This is a genomic window from Prosthecobacter debontii, assembly GCF_900167535.1.
GTDB classification, from domain to species: domain Bacteria; phylum Verrucomicrobiota; class Verrucomicrobiia; order Verrucomicrobiales; family Verrucomicrobiaceae; genus Prosthecobacter; species Prosthecobacter debontii.
The window spans coordinates 182,786-202,260 of record NZ_FUYE01000008.1; the positions used below are offsets into that span (position 1 = coordinate 182,786).

The 19,475-nt window shown below is 54.8% G+C and carries 18 protein-coding genes; 11 read left to right on the plus strand and 7 right to left on the minus strand.

Going from position 1 to position 19,475, the window contains the following annotated elements; genetic code table 11:
* Window position 1 precedes the first annotated feature (1 nt).
* Window positions 2-1,453: a class I SAM-dependent methyltransferase gene (locus tag B5D61_RS13600; RefSeq protein ID WP_139373250.1), complete on the minus strand. Its 1,452-nt coding sequence runs from the start codon at window positions 1,451-1,453 to the stop codon at window positions 2-4.
* 512 nt (window positions 1,454-1,965) lie between these two features.
* Between B5D61_RS13600 and B5D61_RS13605 the strand changes: the two genes are divergently transcribed.
* Entirely contained in the window at window positions 1,966-3,303 is a 1,338-nt protein-coding gene (locus B5D61_RS13605; protein ID WP_078813918.1) for an NAD(P)/FAD-dependent oxidoreductase, read from the plus strand.
* Window positions 3,304-3,324: 21 nt separating this feature from the next.
* On the opposite strand, the gene B5D61_RS13610 is transcribed toward B5D61_RS13605, so the two are convergent.
* Window positions 3,325-3,978, minus strand: coding sequence for a 3-keto-disaccharide hydrolase (locus B5D61_RS13610; RefSeq protein WP_176159419.1), 654 nt, complete (start codon window positions 3,976-3,978; stop codon window positions 3,325-3,327).
* 236 nt (window positions 3,979-4,214) lie between these two features.
* Here B5D61_RS13610 and B5D61_RS13615 point away from each other — a divergent pair, with 236 nt between their 5' ends.
* Complete coding sequence (locus tag B5D61_RS13615; RefSeq protein ID WP_176159420.1) at window positions 4,215-5,363, plus strand: efflux RND transporter periplasmic adaptor subunit; 1,149 nt, start codon at window positions 4,215-4,217, stop codon at window positions 5,361-5,363.
* 4 nt (window positions 5,364-5,367) lie between these two features.
* Here B5D61_RS13615 and B5D61_RS13620 read toward each other — a convergent pair whose 3' ends face one another.
* Window positions 5,368-6,210: an aminotransferase class IV gene (locus tag B5D61_RS13620; protein ID WP_078813921.1), complete on the minus strand. Its 843-nt coding sequence runs from the start codon at window positions 6,208-6,210 to the stop codon at window positions 5,368-5,370.
* A gap of 161 nt (window positions 6,211-6,371) precedes the next feature.
* Here B5D61_RS13620 and B5D61_RS13625 point away from each other — a divergent pair, with 161 nt between their 5' ends.
* Genes B5D61_RS13625 through mscL form a run of 3 tightly spaced genes read left to right on the plus strand, consistent with a single transcriptional unit; the run spans window position 6,372 to window position 8,271 of the window.
* Window positions 6,372-6,959, plus strand: coding sequence for a GNAT family N-acetyltransferase (locus tag B5D61_RS13625; RefSeq protein ID WP_078813922.1), 588 nt, complete (start codon window positions 6,372-6,374; stop codon window positions 6,957-6,959).
* Between the two features lie 37 nt (window positions 6,960-6,996).
* Window positions 6,997-7,872 (plus strand): nitrilase-related carbon-nitrogen hydrolase, encoded by an 876-nt coding sequence (locus B5D61_RS13630; protein WP_139373251.1) that lies wholly within the window; start codon window positions 6,997-6,999, stop codon window positions 7,870-7,872.
* Between the two features lie 27 nt (window positions 7,873-7,899).
* Entirely contained in the window at window positions 7,900-8,271 is a 372-nt protein-coding gene (mscL, locus tag B5D61_RS13635) for a large conductance mechanosensitive channel protein MscL (protein WP_078813924.1), read from the plus strand.
* Window positions 8,272-8,410: 139 nt separating this feature from the next.
* On the opposite strand, the gene B5D61_RS13640 is transcribed toward mscL, so the two are convergent.
* The 3 genes from B5D61_RS13640 to B5D61_RS13650 all read right to left on the minus strand — a co-directional run bounded on the left by B5D61_RS13640 (window position 8,411) and on the right by B5D61_RS13650 (window position 11,582).
* A complete protein-coding gene (locus B5D61_RS13640; RefSeq protein WP_078813925.1) occupies window positions 8,411-9,409 on the minus strand; it encodes a polyadenylate binding domain-containing protein in 999 nt (332 codons plus the stop codon).
* 136 nt (window positions 9,410-9,545) lie between these two features.
* Window positions 9,546-10,412, minus strand: a complete 867-nt coding sequence (locus B5D61_RS13645; protein WP_078813926.1) for a phytoene/squalene synthase family protein — start codon at window positions 10,410-10,412, stop codon at window positions 9,546-9,548.
* Between the two features lie 6 nt (window positions 10,413-10,418).
* Entirely contained in the window at window positions 10,419-11,582 is a 1,164-nt protein-coding gene (locus B5D61_RS13650) for a hypothetical protein (RefSeq protein ID WP_176159421.1), read from the minus strand.
* 266 nt (window positions 11,583-11,848) lie between these two features.
* Here B5D61_RS13650 and dnaA point away from each other — a divergent pair, with 266 nt between their 5' ends.
* From dnaA to B5D61_RS13680, 6 genes are all read left to right on the plus strand, one after another.
* Complete coding sequence (gene dnaA / locus B5D61_RS13655; protein ID WP_176159422.1) at window positions 11,849-13,357, plus strand: chromosomal replication initiator protein DnaA; 1,509 nt, start codon at window positions 11,849-11,851, stop codon at window positions 13,355-13,357.
* Window positions 13,358-13,419: 62 nt separating this feature from the next.
* Window positions 13,420-14,517: a sialidase gene (locus B5D61_RS13660; protein WP_078813929.1), complete on the plus strand. Its 1,098-nt coding sequence runs from the start codon at window positions 13,420-13,422 to the stop codon at window positions 14,515-14,517.
* 130 nt (window positions 14,518-14,647) lie between these two features.
* Window positions 14,648-15,631 (plus strand): MDR family NADPH-dependent oxidoreductase, encoded by a 984-nt coding sequence (locus tag B5D61_RS13665; protein WP_078813930.1) that lies wholly within the window; start codon window positions 14,648-14,650, stop codon window positions 15,629-15,631.
* 63 nt (window positions 15,632-15,694) lie between these two features.
* Complete coding sequence (locus tag B5D61_RS13670) at window positions 15,695-16,978, plus strand: hypothetical protein (RefSeq protein WP_139373253.1); 1,284 nt, start codon at window positions 15,695-15,697, stop codon at window positions 16,976-16,978.
* A gap of 11 nt (window positions 16,979-16,989) precedes the next feature.
* Window positions 16,990-17,868 carry a metallophosphoesterase gene (locus tag B5D61_RS13675; RefSeq protein ID WP_078813932.1) on the plus strand — a complete coding sequence of 293 codons (879 nt, stop codon included), beginning with the start codon at window positions 16,990-16,992 and terminating at the stop codon, window positions 17,866-17,868.
* A complete protein-coding gene (locus B5D61_RS13680; RefSeq protein WP_078813933.1) occupies window positions 17,865-18,722 on the plus strand; it encodes a hypothetical protein in 858 nt (285 codons plus the stop codon). Before B5D61_RS13675 ends, B5D61_RS13680 begins: the two co-directional genes overlap by 4 nt.
* Before the next feature lie 124 nt (window positions 18,723-18,846).
* On the opposite strand, the gene B5D61_RS13685 is transcribed toward B5D61_RS13680, so the two are convergent.
* Window positions 18,847-19,473: a response regulator gene (locus tag B5D61_RS13685; protein WP_078814032.1), complete on the minus strand. Its 627-nt coding sequence runs from the start codon at window positions 19,471-19,473 to the stop codon at window positions 18,847-18,849.
* Between the last annotated feature and the right edge of the window lie 2 nt (window positions 19,474-19,475).

Here is a 19,475-nt window from a genome sequence, read left to right on the forward strand (position 1 = left end):
ATCAAGAGCCCGGTTTTCTCACCTCCAAAAAGATATTCACGCCTGTTTCTTCTGCCTTTACTGACGAAGCGCCAGCAGGAGCTCGAGAGGGAGCTAGTTTCAAAAATTGCTCTTCATCGCGATAGACGAGATGCCATTCCGCCAAATACTCCATCCAGTTCCGCCAGGGGTTGCTGGTATGAACATTGGTGGCAATCAAAAGCCCCCCAGGAGCCAACATGTCGTAAAAAATCTCCAGCAGGCGGCGGCAGATACGATCCGAAAGGTAATCGAACAAACCGGCACAATACACCACGTCGTATTGCCCCTGAGTCGCCGGATTTGGACGACCCGCCTCTTTCAAAATCTGATGCACGGATCGCTTTTCGAACTGAATCTCCGTTGATCGACGATTCTCGATCTTGATCTCACCGAGAACGCCACTGGTGCTTTCCAGGGTTTCATCGTTGAAATCCAAGAGGTCAAAGCAAGCCGTATCCGCGACATCCGATTTCAGGAATCTCTGAATCTCCTGAGCAGGGCCACATCCCAGGTTATAGATTCGCGCTCTGCCGCGCAATTGCGTGGCGCGTTGTGTTTCCGCCGTCAACTGTTCCACCAAGTAAATGATACGATTGCGGTGAGCGATCACCGGCGGAATCTCCAGATAGAGCTTGTTCAGGAGTTTAGCGAAAACAGAACTCCCTTCATAGGGATCCCGGAGCATCATGCTCACCATTTCGTAATCTCCCGCATAGCCGAGCGGTTTGGCATAGGTGCGATAGACGAAGGGCGCGCACAGAACAAGCGGATGCAACTGACGCTTGATGTAACTGCGATGCACAGGCTGAATGTCTTGAGGAATCTGATTGGCAATATCCTCGAAACGGCGCATTAACGGCAAAACGATCGGAACAACAGGAGCTTCCAGTTTTTGAATGATCTCAATTTCCGCTTGGTGACGGTCCCCCGCAGGCATAGAGCGGACACCTAACTCGACCTGCTCCATCCAGCGGCGCAGATCGGTAAGAAGCGTCTGCATATCCGCCACCACCACCTTGAAATCTGGCCAAACTTTATAGGTGCGTTCGGTCTGCTGTAAAAACTCAGTAAACTCCGCAACCAATCGCTCCTGCTGCTGAACTGGATTAAATACATCAACGTCAATCCAGGCCTCATCATCAAGAGACACTTCAAGGATCAGCATGATCCCCGTATTCACTAGATTGGTAATAACAGCGCGCCCCGAATAAAGCATCCGGTCATTCACAGTAACTCGGAAATCCGTAAGCACCTCGGAAAGCTGGAGAATACTGTAGGGATTATAAACTTCAAAAACAGCCAAGTGTCGACTCAGTCGATGCACGGTGCCACGCACCTCTGCACCCTGACTGTTCCTGCACACAATGATGCTGAGGTTCTCTCCTACAAGTCCGGAGGTGCCGGACACTAATGTTGAGGAATCTGCGGACATCTTTTAATGAAGGAGAATGAAATAAAAATGAACTGGGGACGTCCCCTTCGAATGACGGTAACCTGTTTGTCCAGAACGGATGAATGGGTCAAGAAGATTATTCACAAGGGCAAAAATCAAAGATGGTAACCTAAAATAAGTCGTTAATCAAAAACTACCATTTATTAACTTACTTTGAAACCGCTCATGTGCATGTGATAAAACATTCATTTTCAATACTGTTAAACATTAATCGATCACTCATAAACTTGCATGAAATAGTTACAGAAGAGCGAGGTCGAAGACTTTGTGAACACATATAGTGTTTACTGTTTTCATAAACGTGCAATTTGCCACATAAAAAGATTTAAAACGCCGAAGGTGAGCAAAAAACACCCCTCGGCTTGATTGACACCCTTTAGCGTTCATACGATTTTCACTTAACCCATTAACCTCACCCACATAAAACGAGTGAGGTCCGCATCATCCTTCAGCTTGCTGGTGCGCGTATTCGGAATCATGTCTCTCCCTCAATGACAAATCGTCTGCCCCAAATCGTGATTGTAGGCGCGGGTCCAGCGGGCTGCACGCTAGCCGCATTCCTGGCTCAGCGTGGCCTTTCCTGTGTGGTGTTTGATGATGACAAGCGCCCCGACCTCTTGGTCGGGGAGTCACTCATCCCTGGTGTTGTCCCCGTTTTTCGCCAACTCGGCATCGAAGACCGTGTCGCGGAGATCTCCGTCAGAAAGCCAGGAGCTTCGTTTTTTGTGACGGGTGATGGCCCTAGAATTCACTTTAGTTTCAAGAATGTCGAAGGTCACCTCCCCCCCTATTCTTTTAACAGTCCACGGCCAGAATTGGACAACCTGCTTCGCCTGAGAGCTGAAGAACTCGGTGCCAAATTCATTCATGCACGGGCTGAGGTGATCGCCTCAGAACAGATGGGACATCCGACGGTCCGGCTCTCTGAGACCAGTCTGAAGCAGGCGGGTTTACCACTCGATGCTCAGCCGCTGCTGATCGATGCCAGTGGACGCGCTCGTTGTTTTGCCCGGGCGATGCAGATTCCAGCCATCCGTGGCGGCAGGGATGATATTGCCTATTTTGCTCACTACGAAGACTTCGACCATGATGAGGTGGAGCCCGGCCAAGTGATCATTTCTGTGCTCAAAGCGGGATGGAGTTGGCGTATCCCCCTGCCCGGTCGTCTTTCAGTCGGCATTGTCGTGGATAAAGACCATGCCAAAACATTAGGCACGACTGCGGAAGAACGCTTGGAAACGGCACTGCGTGAGGAGCCTATGCTGGCGGCCAAAGGCCGTCGCGCTAAACGCCTCACGCCCGTCATGACCTACACGAACTACCAATTGCTCTCCACACAAGGTTATGGACCAGGGTGGGTTCTGCTGGGGGATGCCTTTGGTTTCGTGGACCCCATGTTATCGCCGGGGCTCTTCATGTCCTTGGAAGGAGCCCGCCAATTGGATGCCTGTGTCTTTGCAAAAGGTGCGGACATCCTGAACCATCCCCAGGCTCTCCAGAAAGCCCTAGCCGCCTACAGCCGCCGCATCGTGCAGTGGCACCATGCTTGGACCGAGTTGGTGAATTATTTTTACGATGGGCGCATCTTCCGCATCCATCTTGCGGGCAAGAATCTCGCGATGAAGCCCTCCCCCTTTAATCTAGCCAGCATTATGGAGAGGCATTCCACCTTCCACATCGCCAGCATGGCTTCCGGCGGCTACACACGCTCCCTTTACAGCCGCAGCTTGATGCGTCTGCTCTCGAAATATCTCGTCTGGCAAGTGCCTGCGGCAGAGAACTTCGCGGTCAAAAAAGCCTGGCCCCATGAACGAGGCCAAGCTGCCTGAAGCGAGTGACTGATCGGACTATTACAGCTCTTTGATCTTGATGCTGCGGATCCAGACTTTGTCATGATGATCCGTGAGCATCAGGCGGCCTTTGCCAGGAGCGAAACCCACCTTACTTTTAAATTTACTCGCGGCAATACGCGCCTTCCAGTCGTCTGACGTAGTATCCGCTTCACACACCAGTTGACCATTCAGCCAATGCTGGATCTTGCCCGCCTGCACAACAACGCGGCTGCTGTTCCATTGGCCAGGGGGATTCAGAGGCTTATCAGCGGCCGGCTCTTTGATGTCATAGATGGAAGCTGTGGTGTGGCTGCCGCCACGCTTACCGTCCGGGTGCTTCTCATCATCAATCATCTGATACTCAATGCCCAGCCACTCCTTGCTACCGATCTTGGCCACCCAGTATTTGATGCCGTTGTTACCGCCGTCTTCCACCTTCCACTCCCACTCGAGATCGAAGTCGGTGTATTCTTTTTCAGACAGCAAATTGCCCCCTGGCGTGCCATTCAAATGCAGGACACCGCCCTCGATCACCCACCCTGCTCCAGGGGCAGCACCGTCAGCTCCCGTCCAGCCATTCAAGGTCTGACCATCAAATAGGGAAACGGCATCACCAGCGCACAGAGAACCGCAGGCCAGCGTGAGTAATGTATAGAGCAACGAGACTTTCATAGGAGTGATCATGGTAGGAGGGCCGATATTTCTGGCAAGCAGAGAGCCACCAGGAATTCAGACCCATCAAACGCAAAATTTCACCTGCTCTATTCACGAGTCTGGTTAAGATGAAACAAATGGCGAACGAGGAGCAAACAGGCAAGTCCCCCACTCCCCCTTGGGAAGCGAAAAAGGCCTCTTCAAAACGTGGGCTCCTGCGTAAAATCATTCTTTGGTCAATTGCAACCGGTGTCTTGCTCTTGGTTCTCTATGGCCTGAAGCCACGACCGATCGAAGTCGAGTTAGCCCAGGTGCGCACGGCTCCCCTCACCGTGCACGTCATGGAGGAGGGTAAAACCCGCATCCGTAACCGGTATGTGGTCGCAGCTCCCGTGAGTGGCCAGATGAAGCGGGTATCGTTGAAAGCAGGCGATGAAGTCGAGGCGAATAAAACGGTGCTCACGGTCATCGAGCCAGGCCTCTCTCCACTCCTGGATGCCCGCACCAAAGCTCAAGCCGAAGCACGAGTGGCGGCGGCTGAAGCAGCCTTATCCCAAGCGCAGCAAGCGCTCGAAATGACCAAGACTTCCGCCCGGTTCGCTCAAACCAACTGGGACCGTGTCCGCTCGAACGCTACCGCAGGAAGCATCTCAGCGAATGATCGCGACAACATCGAGCGTGAAGCCGAAGTTCGGGCGAAAGAAGTCCGTGCACAGGAATTTGCCCTAAAGGTCGCTGGCTATGAGGTCACCCAAGCCAAGGCGGCGTTGATTCAATTCGCCCATCCAGAAGCCCAAGGCACTCCTCTGGAGGTTAAGTCACCCGTCTCAGGTCGCGTCCTCCGAGTGGAACAGGAGAGTGCCCTCGTCGTCGCCGCAGGCACAGCCATCTTGGAGATCGGGGACGTGCGGGATCTCGAGATTGAAGCAGAAATCCTTTCCCGCGATGCCGTGCTCATCCGGCCCGGAGCTGAGGTGAGTGTGGAGCAATGGGGTGGCGATAAGCCTTTGAAAGCCCACGTGCGGCGTGTAGAACCCGCCGCTTTTACCAAGGTCTCTGCATTAGGAGTCGAGGAACAGCGGGTCATTGTGTTGTGTGATCTGGACAATACCGAGGCCGACATGGCCGCGGCTCTCGGAGATCGTTATCGTGTCGAAGTCCGCGTGGCCATCTGGCATGAGGACCAGGTCTTGCAAGCCCCCAGCGGCTCCCTGTTTCGTGAGGGTTCAGCTTGGAAATGCTTTTTGTTCAACGCAGGCAAAGCACACAGCGTCGCTGTCACCGTAGGACGTTCCGATGGTAAATGGACTCAGGTGATCGATGGGCTCAAGGCCGGAGATCAAGTCCTCATGCACCCACCCGATACCGTCAAGGACGGCACCGAAGTGGTGGCCAGGGAGTGACGGGTTAAGCGGTCTCCCGTTCCACAAATTCGGCATAGGCTTGCTGCACTCGCCGTGTCAGTGGCCCCGGCGCAGTTAAGGGCTTCCCGTTCAATCGCGAGATGGGATGCACATCCCGTGTCGAGGATGTTAAAAATGCCTCAGCACAGCCTTCAAGCCAAGCAGCAGGGATATCACACTGCAGACATTCAATGCCAGCTACCTCACAGGCCTGTAAGACCCAAGCACGGGTGGTGCCAGCCAAGCAGCCCGAGGACAAGGGCGGTGTCATCAAACGCCCCTCAGAGACGATAAAAACATTCGATCCTGTGCCCTCGCACAGCTCATCACGTTCATTCAACAAGAGAGCTTCGCCAGATCCCAAGTTCTTGGCATGCAACAGACAGCGCACGTTTTCCCCATAAGACAGGCTCTTCACCCCAGCTAAGGCACTGCGAGAATTTCTCACCCACGGCACGATCCAGACCTCCTCCGCAGGTGGCCATGGTTTAAGCGCTGTCGCCACCGCCATGACCGTGCCCAAGCCTTGACCTCGATCCGAGCCCAAGGGGCCGTCACCACTCGTCAAGGTCACCCGGACTCGGGCATCAGTCAGCCCATTGGCTTCTAGAACCGCCTGGATGCCCTGTCGAAATTCAGCCTCCGTGATGCAAGCCAAACCAATAGTCTGACAAGAGCGCACCAACCTTTCATAGTGAGGTTTCACGCCTACAGGACGTCCCTCACGAACCACCAAAGTCTCAAAGACACCATCGCCAACCAACAGCCCGTGATCGAAGGGCGAGATCGAAGCCTCCTGAGCGTTCCATAAACGTCCATTCAGCCAGAGAAATGTGGGCTTATCCATAAAGGCGATAGCGTGTGGCTAAAAAAACAGCCATTCAAGCCATGAACAGCCTCCTTGCAGCGTAAATCAACACGACAGAAAAACACTTGTCTTGCGAATCCATTCATCAAGCACGTTTTCCCTCCTAATTTTCATCGTTAATCCTCGTTTTAACCCTCACCATGCTGCGTCTTCAAAACTTCCAGGGCCAGGAGATTGAACCCTATCTGGATGCACTTGGGGCTCTCCGAATCACCGTGTTTCGGGACTTCCCGTATCTGTATGATGGGAATCTGGATTATGAGCGGGATTATTTGAAGGTTTACATGGAGTGCCCTCGCAGTATGGCGGTGTTGGCTTTCCATGGTGACGCCGTCGTGGGTGCTTCCACCTGCATGCCCATGGAGGACGAGGGGCCCGAATTTCAAGAACCGTTTCGCCGAAATGACCATGACCTCTCGAAGATTTGCTACTTGGGAGAATCAATCCTGCTATCGCAATACCGAGGTCGGGGCGTGGGCAAAAAATTCTTCATCGAGCGGGAAAAACATGCTCAATCTTTGGGCATGCGCATGACCACCTTCTGTGCGGTGAATCGGCCTTTGGATCACTCTCTACGTCCAGCGAATTACCAATCGCTCGACAGTTTCTGGCAATCGCGTGGCTACGTGAAACAGCCAGACATGCAGGCGACCTTTCATTGGAAAGATGTGAATGAAGAGCACGAATCCGCAAAAACACTGACTTTCTGGACGAAGACCTTGGCTTAAGCTACGCATCGTTTAGCCATGTCTTTTGGTTTTGGCCATGATTGTCGATCTTTTAACCTTTGATCCAGGTTTTCACGCCGCTTCACCCACGGCTTATGCCGATGAAGTGATTCGTCTGATTTCTGATTCCTGGGAAAGCGGAGCCGATTTGACGGTGCTACCAGAGTTCACCTGGATGGGCCTCGAGCCTCTGATCAAAGATGAGACCAAACAGCGTGATGTACATGCGGTGATCTCAGACCTCTTTTGGCAAACGCTGCTACCGAGAATCAGCAGCCGTTTAGTCACTGAAGAGAAAGCCGTTGTGATGGGGACCGTGCCCTTTGAGGAAGCCGCGTCAGGACTCATTCACAACCGAGCGCCCATCCTTGTAAACGGCAAACTGTTGCATCAAGACAAACTGCATCTCACGCCTTGGGAGAGGGCCTTTAGCCCTGGTAAAACCCTCCATTTGTGGCACTTCCACGGGTTCAAGATCGCTGTGATCATCTGCCTGGACATCGAGATTCCTGAGATCTCTTCCTGTCTGCGTGGGCAGGAAGTGGACCTGATCATTTGCCCCAGCGCCACGGAAACCATCCTGGGCGTCGAGCGTGTCGATCGCTGCGCGTCGGCACGTGCCGTCGAACTCGGCTGTCATGTGGTCGTGACGCACCTCACCGGTAAGGCACACTCTGAATTGATCGACGAAAACATCGGACGGCTTGCGCATTACGCCCCTTCTCAGGCCTCCTTCCGGAAAGCTCCTCGTTGGACTGAAACCGACGTTTTCGACCACGGTGTTCATCAGCTGCGCATTGAACTCGACACTAAACCATTGGAGATCATGCGCCGCATGACCGTCGAAACAAATCCGTCCCATCTTGGCAAAGAATCGGCTGGTCAATTCTCCATTTTTCAGATCGAATCTTAACCGTTAGAGCTGAACAAACCTATACTCATGAGCATGATCAAAGAATTCAAAGAGTTTGTTATGCGGGGCAACATCATCGACCTCGCTGTCGGTGTTGTCATCGGTGGAGCTTTCAGCAAGCTCGTGGATGGCGTCGTTAAAGGCGTCATTGGCCCCGTCGTGAACATGGTCAAAGGAGAAGATACCTGGCCATCCTTAGTGCAAGGCGTCTGGGACCTCGGCAATGGAATCCTGAATTTCCTGCTTCTTGCGGCTGTGGTCTTCTTCATCTTTGTGAAACCGATCAACAAGCTCCGCGCCCTTTCCAGCAAACCGAATTCTCCAGTCCCGCCTCCCGTGCCTGAAGAGGTCAAGCTACTCACGGAGATCCGTGATCTCCTGAAGAAAGAGCAAGTCTGAGAGGCATGCCCTGATCCAAATTGGACGGAGTCCTGAAAGTAGGATACCAAGGCTCTAGGGCTCCGCACTCCACAGATCTGTCAGACCGAACGTTTAGCCCTGAACATCCGAGCTCAGGGCTAAACGTTTCATCCTAAAGTTATGGCACTTCAAAGACCTTCTGGGTGGTCGGGTCCAAGGCCAATGAACCGCTGCTCAGACCGGTGACATCCAGTTCTTGATAAGGTGGATAGGGACTGATGACACGACCCTCCTTGCCCGCACGTTTGCCTTTGAGGAATGAACCGCTATTCCCGGCCGTGGAACTGCTATTCGTCTTGGGTTTAGAAGAAGAGGCTGTGCTCGAAGGAGGAGCTTCTTCTTTCTTGGGTTGTGCCCCAGGCAGCGGGTAGTATTCCGATGAAGATGATGACTTGGATTGCTTCACTTCTTTTTTTGGAGGTGAAGGCGGCGTGTCTTGAACTGCTGGAGAACTCTTCTTGGTGATCGTCGGAGGCGTGTATTTGGCCGGAGGAGAGGACTGGGGAGCCTTCGGCTTGACCGAAACCCGCGGAGGCGGAGAGGAGTTCATACGACTCCCCTGCTGTGTGGGAGGATTCGTCGGCAGTCTCTGCTGGGGAGGAGTCTGGTATTGAGGCTGCTGCGGAGGCATTTGCCCTTGCGCGGTGGGCTGCTGATAACGCGGCTGCTGCGAGGGGTAGCTAGGCTGAGTGGCATAGCCCTGCTGTGGATACTGACCGTAGTGGCTCTGATAGGAGGGCGGTGCATTGTCCAAGCTGCGGCCTTGAGGGTAACCGCCATGCTGAGACTGGGGCTGGGAAGAGTAGCCTTGGGGAGCAGAATCGCCGTAAAACATGCGACGGAACATGTCCCCAAACTTCCGGCCGAAAGTCGGCAAGAACTCCATCGGACTCACATACTCGGTGCGTGGCTGGCTGTATTGAGGCTGGCTATACCCTTGCTGCGGATAGCCGCGCTGGCCATACCCCTGTTGAGGATAGGCTGGCGATTGGCCATACCCAGGAGGTGGCGGATAGCTGTAGCCCTGCTGCGCCACGGCGGGCAAAGCCAAGCCACAGAGGATGAGCACCTGCCAAAGCCTTGGGGTCTTGCGCCCTGGAAGGGATCGATTTTTCATATGCTTAAGGTTTCTTAAATTGTGTCTCATTCAAGAAGATTCTTGAAAGCAGCCGCTCGCCCTCGGTATCCGCGAGAAAAGGGGCTTCTAGCTCTGACGAAACCTCAGATGGATTTGTTCAGCACAAAAAAGCCCTCTAAGAAGCGATGCCAAGCCAACGCGCCAGCCAGGCACGGCTCATGTAACGGATGAGGATCCAGAGCTTCCGCGCTGCCGATAGGCGGCAGCGGCTTTCGAAGACCGGATACCGCTGCCGATGTAGCTTCTCCAGAATCTCGAAATACACCTGCCCCATCATGCGGGCTGGGATGAGGGCCACCCGATCTTGGGCCGGGAGGAGTCGAGCCGCTTCGTCATAGAGCTGACGCGCCCGTTCATACTCAAAGTCCATCAACTGAATGAACCGTTGATTGTGACGACCTTCGAGAATCTCCCTTTCCGTGACTCCGAACTTCGCCAAGTCTTCCAAGGGGAGATAAATGCGACCGGTTTCTCGGGCGTCTTGGCCAACATCACGGATGATATTGGTCAACTGCAAGGCATAGCCCAATTTCACCGCATAATCACGAGCTCGTAGCTGCGTGGCTCCAAAGATCTCTGCGCTGACGAGCCCCACCACCGAAGCCACTTTATAGCAGTAGGTCAGCAGCTCTTCATAGGTCTGGTAGCGGACATGCACGATGTCACTCGCCACCCCATCGACGATCTCCGTCAGCCACGCGCGGGGAAATCCATACTTCCGGGGAAGATGCACCACCTCATCCAGCACGGGATGCCCGGGAGCGATGCCTTCACTCACGCATTGCTTCCAGTGGTGGAGTTCCTTTTCTTTTTCCTCCTCACTCGTGGCCACGTCATCCGCGATGTCATCCACCACACGGCAAAAGGCATAGAATGAAATCATGTCCCGCCGCCTTTCCTCGGGCAAACACGCGAGAGCGAGAGCCAGATTCGACTTGGCACGCTGAGCCACTTCCGTTGAAGAAAGAGAGGAATCCGTCATGACACATCATTTCCCCGCCGCAGGACGAGCGGGAGCGTTAAAACCATGACGTAAAAGGGTGAGCACAAGCGCTAGAAACAACCAACTCTGCATCGTGGCAAGCACCAATGCATTGAAGATACGAACTGCCCAACGCCCGAAGCCAGAGCCACCAGCCAGAGATAAAAAACTCTGCCCGGAGAAATCAACCAAAACCAAAATGGCAAGAGCTGAGATCACCCACGCCAGCAGAGGCAGAGCAGTGACTCTTAGCACCTGCATCACCCGAGCGAGGATGAACGTCAGCGAGCCACGAACCTGAGCCACCACCATCGGTAAAGCCGCAAAAAGAACCGCCGCCTCCACCACCAAAAACTCCGCCAAGCCGGGCTCGGCAGGATCCACGCCCCGCCAGGCCAAGATCCACAAGAGCCCCAGCCCTGCGGTAACAGTGACAGCCAGCCATCGGCTCTGGAGGCGCTCCCTCACATCTTCGACGCTTTTCTCCACATCCCATGCCGAACATTCCTTGCGGAGGATCACCCACGTGATCAAACTCAACTGCCCCAGAACCATCGTGAAGGATTCCATACCCAAGCGCAGACCATGGACGATCCAGCTCCCCCAAGTGGGCATCACCCCCAGGCAGGCCACACCTTCGAGCAAGAGCCAAATCCATGAAACGACCATGAGCAAAGCCAGCGGCAGACGACCATGATTGAGCCGACTTTTTTGACGTTGCGATGCTCGGCGCATTGGCACCTTCGACTTCAAGAGCAGCCAGACCAACAAGCCCGGCAAACCCAAGGCAAGAGGCCAAGGAGGCACGAGACCTTGGATCATCATTGCCAGTCCCAAACCTGCATGAGGCAGCATGTGAAAGAGTTGTGACTTGAGGCTTAACGACGCCCATTGCGGATCATCGAGTGGCACGGTCCAGGGCTCTGGAGAAACGGTGAGGCCATAGCAGACAACAAGGCCGATCACGAGCCAAGGCATCCCTTGCAAAAGACTGAAAGCCTCTGAAAAAAACTCCCTCAAAGGATGCCATCGAAGATGTAACCATAAGCCCACAATCAGCCCCACCAGAACCGCCAAGGTCTGAGGCCAGAGATGCTGCGTGGGATCCGTCATGAAAGAATCCGTATCTCTTTTGCTGCAAACTGGGCGAATGCCAAGAGAGCGTTTCATGAACTGTGCCAGAAAGAGGTTGGACACAGCTTCTCACAGCATTTTCACAACTTATTCACCGGTTGTTCATAGATATTTAAGACATGCCGTGAATTAATTTTGAAGACTGCACGATCAAGCTTTAAAAACTTTAAAATTTAGCTCAAGATTTGCTTGTGAATGGTGTCAGTTTCGACATACACAGAGGCAGATTTTAAAAACAAATGACGGCGCTGCATTCCTCCCCAGAATCAGCGCCTAATTTGTCCCCTCCCGTTTTTTTCGACATGCATCAACATCCCATGGAGACCGCTCATGAAGACTCAGTTCCTACTCACTCCCTTCCTGCACAAGGCGTCGAAGGTTCTGACCTCTTTAAGCTTCAGCCCACGGCCTGGGATCAGATCTGTCACATTCTGTTGAAGAAGCTCGGACAGGATAATTTCCAACGCTGTTTCTCGGGAACCACGGCTCAGATCGTTGATGGTCATCGCTTTGTGGTGAATGTACCCAACCCGATTCATCAACTGTGGATCGAAAGCAACTTTTCTGGCACCCTGGCTGATGCTGCAGCAGAAGTCTTGGGAACGGCGGCAAGCATTGAATTCAGCGTCGCCAGCGAGCCGCTGATGACGATTCCGATGACACTGACCTCCTCAGCTCAGCCTGAACTGAAGGCGGCACGTGCCATCTCCACGCGTCATGATGATCGTCCTCTGGCCAGCCCTCATGTCTCCGCCGACAACAACCAAGGCATCCGCTCTTTTGCTGATGCAGGCCTGAATCCGAAGTTCAACTTCGACAGCTTCGTCGTCGGTGCCAATTGCAGCTACTCAGCAGCAGTCGCTAAAGCGGTGTCGGAGAAACCCGGCCGCATCTACAACCCCCTGTTCTTCTGGGGGGCCACAGGACTGGGCAAAACGCACCTCATGCAGGCCATCGGCCAGGAAGTCCTCCTGCGCAAAAAGAAGGCCATCGTGCGCTATGTGACCTCAGAGCAGTTCACCAACGAATTCGTGGAAGCGATTAAAAAGCAAAGCTTCAGCCAGTTCCGCCAGAAGTATCGCAAAGTGGATGTGCTGCTGATCGATGACGTTCACTTCTTCGGCGGTAAGGACAGCACTCAGGAGGAGTTCTTCCACACCTTCAATGAACTGTTCAATAACGCCAAGCAGATCGTCCTGGCCAGCGACCGTCCGCCAAGTGAGATCAAGAACCTGGAAAGCCGTCTCGTCTCCCGCTTCGAGTGGGGTCTGACGACTCAGATCCAAACGCCTGATTTCGAAACACGCGTGGCCATTCTCCGCCGGAAGATGAGTGACTTCAATGTCTCCATCGAGCCCTGGATTCTGGAGTTCATCGCCAAGCGGGTGCGCACCAACGTGCGCAAACTCGAAGGTGCTCTGATGCGCGTCGCAGCTCACGTCTCTCTTGAGGGCACCATGCAGAACGAAAGCGCACTGGCGGCATTCCTCCATGACGTCATCGACGAAGAGCCGACCAAGTCCGTCACCGTGGATCGCGTGCAGAGAGCAGTGGCCAACCATTATGATCTGCGGGTCAGTGACCTGACCGGCCCCCGCCGCCCGAAAAACATCGCTGAAGCCCGCCAAGTGGCCATGTATCTGACCCGCCACATGGTGAAGCTGCCGCTGATCCAGATCGGCGAAGAATTCGGTGGCCGCGATCACGGCACCGTCATCCATGCCTGCAAGGTGGTCAGCCAGCGTATGAATGATACGACCGACTTTCGGGCCATGGTGGATCGCCTGAGCACGAAGCTCATGGAGAGCTAAGTATCTAGACCCATCACCAACACGCTCAAGATTCCGTTCAGGCAGTGCGTATGAGTCCGTTCATGACTCGCGCCTGCCTTTTCGCCTTTTTAGTCTCCACTGCGTGTGCTGCCGATCCCCTGTGGGATTCCATCGCTCCGATATTCACACCACCCGCAGAGTTCGCTGAGCAAAAGGGTGACTATCGCTCTCCCCTGATCTTTCAAGACGGTCACCAAGTCAAAACAGCAAGCGAGTGGCCGGCCCGCCGAGCCGAGATCCTCCAGCAATGGCATGTCATCATGGGCGAATGGCCGCCTCTGTTGGAAAAGCCACAGTTGGAGGTGATCGAAACCACCCCGAGGGAAAACTTTACCCAGCATAAAATCCGCCTGCAAATCGCAGCTGAACAAACCGGTGACGGCTACCTTTTGATCCCTGAAGGCCAAGGCCCCTTCCCTGCTGTCTTCGTCCCTTTCTACGATCCTGAAACGAGCATCGGTCTCAGCGAGAAACCCTTTCGGGACTTTGCCTATCAACTGACCAAGCGTGGCTTTGTCACCCTCAGCATCGGCTCCCCCGGAGGAGACGCGCGCCTTCCTGTGTTAACCCCTGGCACCAAATGCCAGCCTCTAAGCTACTTGGGTTATGTCTCAGCCAATGCCTGGACAGCGCTCTCGCAACGACCTGAAGTGGATTCAAAATGCATCGGGATCATGGGGCACTCTTATGGTGGAAAATGGTCCATGTTCGGCGCGTGCCTGTGGGAGAAGTATGCCTGCGGCGTTTGGTCAGATCCCGGCATCGTCTTTGATGAAACACGCCAGAGCATCAATTACCAGGAACCTTGGTATCTGGGTTTTGATCCCGCTTACACTCGTCCACGGGGCCTGGTGCGTGCAGACAGTCCGCGCACGGGTGCTTATAAAACCTTAATCGACCGCGGTCATGATCTCGTCGAATTCCAAGCCCTCATGGCGCCTCGCCCCTTCCTCGTTTCGGGAGGAGCCGAGGATCCACCCAAACGCTGGGTTCCTTTGAACCACCTCATTGATCTAAATTCCTTGTTAGGCCAAAAACACGGTGTCGCCATGACCAACCGCCCGGATCATTCACCCAATGAGGAATCCAACGAAGCCGTCTATCGTTTCCTTGAATGGGCGTTGCGAAAGCAAAAGTGAAGAGCCCACGGTTTGGTCATGTTGCACCCGCCCTAAAAGCCCTCATCCCACGTAGTACGTGATAGCCAAACACGCGCGCCGTGCTGGTGACTCTTTTTGCATCCCTCCCAACCTGTGCCAATCATCTGACATGTCATACTGCCTGTCTTTCTCCACTACTGGCAATCCAGTGGATGTCATCGAACACATCGAACGTCCTCTGGCCCCGCTACATGGGCATGAGGTCCGTGTGCATATGCGTTATGCACCCATCAATCCTGCCGACATCAACTTCATCGAAGGCACCTATGGCCGTGCCGCGCATCCTCCTGCCATTCCCGGCCATGAGGGCTGTGGTGAAGTGGTCGAGATTGGGCCCTTGGTGACTTCCCTGGCTGTCGGAGACGTGGTCATGCCTCTGATCAGTGGGGGTTGCTGGAGTCAATACATGACGGCCGCCGAGCTGCACTTCGCCAAGCTACCCGCCGGCATTGATCGGGTGCAGGCATCCATGCTCAGGATCAACCCAGTCACGGCTTGGCATTTGCTCAAGAACTATACTTCCTTAGAAGAAGGCTCATGGGTGCTACAAAATGCGGGCAACTCAGGCGTCGGCCGTGCCCTGATTCAAATCGCCAAGAGTTTAGGTCTTAAAACCGCCAGCTTCGTCCGTCGACCAGAGCTTGTTGAAGAACTCACCTCCCTCGGTGCGGACGCCGTCTTTTTAGATACCGACGAAGGGCTAGCCCAAGCCAAAGACTTTTTGTCCGAACATGAACTCCGCCTCGCCGCCAATGCAGTCGGTGGGGATAGCGCGATCCGGTTGATGGAACTGCTCTCTGCCGAAGGCACGATGGTCACCTATGGAGCCATGAGCCGCCGCAGTTTAAAGGTGCCTAACAAATTCCTCATCTTTAAAAATCTGCATCTTCAAGGCCTCTGGATCACCCGTTGGTTTGAGCAGGCCAGTTCCCTGGAACTTGCCGAAGTGCTGGAGCCTTTGGCCAAGATGGTCCTGCATGGTGAAATCGTTACCGCAGTGGATGAGATCTTTCCCATGACGGAACATACACGTGCTCTGAAGCGTGCTCAGGAGGGGGGAAGACGAGGCAAGGTCATTTTTGATCTCGCCTAAGGTTCACAAAGCAGGCAAAGATGAAGGCTCTGACAGCGTATGGAGCCTCCTTCATTTTTCGCCATGCTTCGTTCACCTACCTTCCTCGCCTGCCTCATCGCAGGTCTTTTACTTCCCGCCTTCGCCGACACGCCTGAGCAAGCCGCGCAGAAGGCTCATGATGAAATCTGGAAGCGCTTCGTGGACGAATACGACCTCGTTCTCGACTACACCGCTCTGGATGGAACCATCATCCGACCGACGCCAGAAGACTGTCGCGAGATGAAGCCCAGCGCCTTGAGTTGGGGTGTGCCCAATGAAGACGGCCCCATGTTCAACGGCCTCTACCTCGACGCGCTGTGCACCCATTGGAAGCTGACCCAGGATGAAGACATCCGCGCCAAGGCACGTCGCCTGATCAACGGTCTGCTCCGCGTCTCGACCGTCGGTAAAACACCGGGCTTCATCGCGCGCGGTATCGCCACCGATGGTAAGACCACCTACCCGCTCGGCTCCAATGACCAAACGACGCCTTGGCACTATGGGATCTACCGGTTCCTCACCGACGGCTTAGCGACACCGGAAGAAAAAACCAAACTGACCGCGGCCTTCATCGAGAACATGAAGATCCTCGATCAGCACGATTGGAAGATGCCCACGGATGGCCCTCCCTGCCCTTATCGTGGTGACTTCCTCAAACCCACGTGGGAAGGGGTGCCGCGCATCCTGTTTTGCCTGAAGGCCATGTATCACTTCACGAGTGATGAGAGCTGGCAGAAACGCTATCTGGCAGCCGCCCATGAGAAGGTGGGGAAAAAGGAACGCCCACGCATCGACTTCTGTCGTGAAGGCATGGTCTTCGATCCTGGGCAAGGGCCGCGTCATTCCTGGACCGGCTCCGAGGGTGTGGTCTGCCTGCGCGCGCTTTGGGAAATGGAAAAAGATCCTGAGCTCAAAGCCCTCTATGCCGAAGGACTGCGCCACAGTGCTGAACTCTCCGCCAAGAGCCTCTCCCTCATCGAGAAGTTCGATGTCAACGGCACCGAAGTCTTTAACATCGACTGGCGCGTCATGAACGAAGCCTGGCGGCCCCAAACCAGCGAAAAAGATGCCGTAGATGTTGCCGTAGCCGGGCTGCGTGTGCAAAGCCGCAACTCCCCTCGCCTGCACCTAGAGAAAGATTATCTGCGCGAGCCTTGCTTTGCCGCTTGGGTGGTCAGTCTTTGTCCCGATAAGGCCTATGTGGAAACACAGCAGGCTGCGATTGAAAAAGTCATCACGCACTACCGTTTCGACAAAGCCCACCTCTCTCAGTTCTTCCCGGTCGAATCGGCCTACTGGAGACTGCAAGAACACGCTGCCCAGTAACTCTCTCGTTCATGACACGCCGATCCTTTCTCCAGCAGGGCACGCTTTGCATCGCGGGTCTGACTTCAGGTCGCTCAGTCTTGGCTACCGAGGCGGAGGCTCAGCCTCTGCTGCGTATCGGCTTGATGACCGATCTGCACTACGCGGATAAGCCTGCGACCAAGACCCGCTTTTACCAAGAGGCTCTGGGCAAGCTGGATGAAGCGGTGGAGGTGATGAACCGGGAAAAGCCCGCCGCCGTTATCGAATTGGGCGACTTCATTGATCAAGCCCCGGATGTGGATCAAGAACTCGAGTGGCTCAAAACCATGGAGTCGCACTACGCCAAGCTGACTTCACCGCGACACTATGTGTTAGGCAACCATTGTGTCACCACCTTGACCAAGCAGGAGTTCGCCAATCACACCGCACTCGCGCCCACAGGCTACAGTTCTTTCGAAATCCAGGGAGCGCGTTTCATCCTACTGGATGCGTGTTACCGAGAGGATGGCGTGCCGTATGGACGCAACAACGCCCACTGGAAAGACTCAGCGATTCCGAATGCCGAACTGAAGTGGCTGGAGAATGAACTGAGCCAAGCCAGTGGACCCGTGATCATTCTGGCCCATCAGCGCTTGGATCTGGACAAGGCCCATGCCGTGAAAAACGCAGCGGAAGTGCGCGCTCTTCTGGAGAAATCCGGCAAGGTCACCGCCGTCTTTCAGGGCCACTCTCACAAGAACGATCTGCAAGACATCTCGGGCATTCCTTACTGCACCCTCGCGGCAATGATCGAGGGCACAGGTGCGGAGCACAATAGTTACTCGCTGCTGGATGTGCTGGCCGATGGTTCTCTGCGCCTGAAAGGCTTTCGCCAGCAGTCGGATCGTCGCTTTCCCGCTTCCGTATGAAAATCCCCCCTGCCTTTCTTGGACTCAGTCTCAGCCTAACTCTTCTGACATGTTATGTCCATGGTGCCGACAGCGCCACAGCGCCTGCGTCGCCAGTCATCAGCACGGGTCAGTGGCAGCATGAGGAGCTGAAGCGATTCCCAGCCAAAGAAGCCAATCAAGGCGTCGTCGCCGATGACGAGTATCTCTATGTGATTTCCAATGTCGAAATCGGCAAGTATCGCAAAGATACCTTCGAGCGAGTCGGTGGCTGGAAGGATGCCAAAGACGGCCCCTTTATTCATCTGAATGCCGGCCTCATGCATGAGGGCAAGCTGTATTGCGCCCACTCCAATTTCCCTGGTGTGCCCATGACCAGCTCCATCGAGATCTTCGATCCCGTGAGCATGCAACACATCGGCACTCACAGCCTCGGCATTGCCCCAGGGTCGCTCACCTGGATCGTCTGGCATGAGAATCACTGGCTGGCCTGTTTTGCCCACTACGCCAAGAATCAACCCAAGACAGGTCGTGATCCCTCCTGGACGGAACTGGTGCAATACGATGCCGAATGGCGACGCACGGGTGGCTGGACTTTTCCAGCAGGCATCGTTGAGATCTTCGGCGGCTCCAGCAGCTCCGGCGGCAGCATCACGTCCGATGGCACCCTCTTCATCACCGGCCATGATGCCAAGCAGCTCTTCGTTTTAAAATTCCCCACCGCAGGCTCCGTGCTGAAATGGGTGGATACCATCCCCATGTCTGCCGAAGGCCAAGCCTTCTCGTGGGACCCGAAAGAGCCTAACCTCTTTTACGGCATCATCAAAAAGACCCGCGAGGTCGTGATTTCCCGCATCAGCCGGAAGGGGGCTTGATACGGAGGTGAGATCGACAAGGAGAGCATCATCGCACTCAGCCCCTCACTTAACCTCTCCCCGCTTGCGGGGTGAGGGGCTGTTTGTAAGGTCTGTCGCCTATATCCTGAAATCCCATCCCCCGTCACACCGAAACTAGCCCACGCCGGATCGCCTCGGCGGTGGCTTGAGCGCGATCATTGACCTTCAATTTTCCCAGGATTCGGCTCACGTGCTGTTTCACCGTGTCCTCACTGATGCCGAGGATGGCCGCGATCTCTTTATTCGCATTGCCTTGCGTCACCAGCGTCAGGATCTCCCTCTCACGTGGGGTGATCTCGGGCTCCGCAGTTCGCTCACGCAGTCGGGCTTCCAGATCGGCCGCTAGCCATCGCTTTCCTCCTGCCACCGTTCGGATGGCAGCCAGTAAATCATCACGCGAAGACGATTTTTGCAGATACCCCAAGGCCCCCGCACGCAGCGCCGCCTGGATCTCATCATCGCGGGCAAAGGTGGAAAACATCAGCACCTTGGCATCGGCACGCGCCTCCAAGATGCGCGCTGCTGCGTCGATGCCCGAGATGCCCGGGAGCTGGAGATCCATCAAAACCACGCTGGGCTGCAAGCGCGTGTAAGCCTCAAGCGCCAACTCGCCGCGCTCCACTTCGCCCACCACCTTCAGATCATCCTCCAGCTCCAGAGACGCCGCGATGCCACTGCGCACCACGAAGTGATCATCCACGAGCAAAAGAGTAATCGAAGGCAAAGACATGA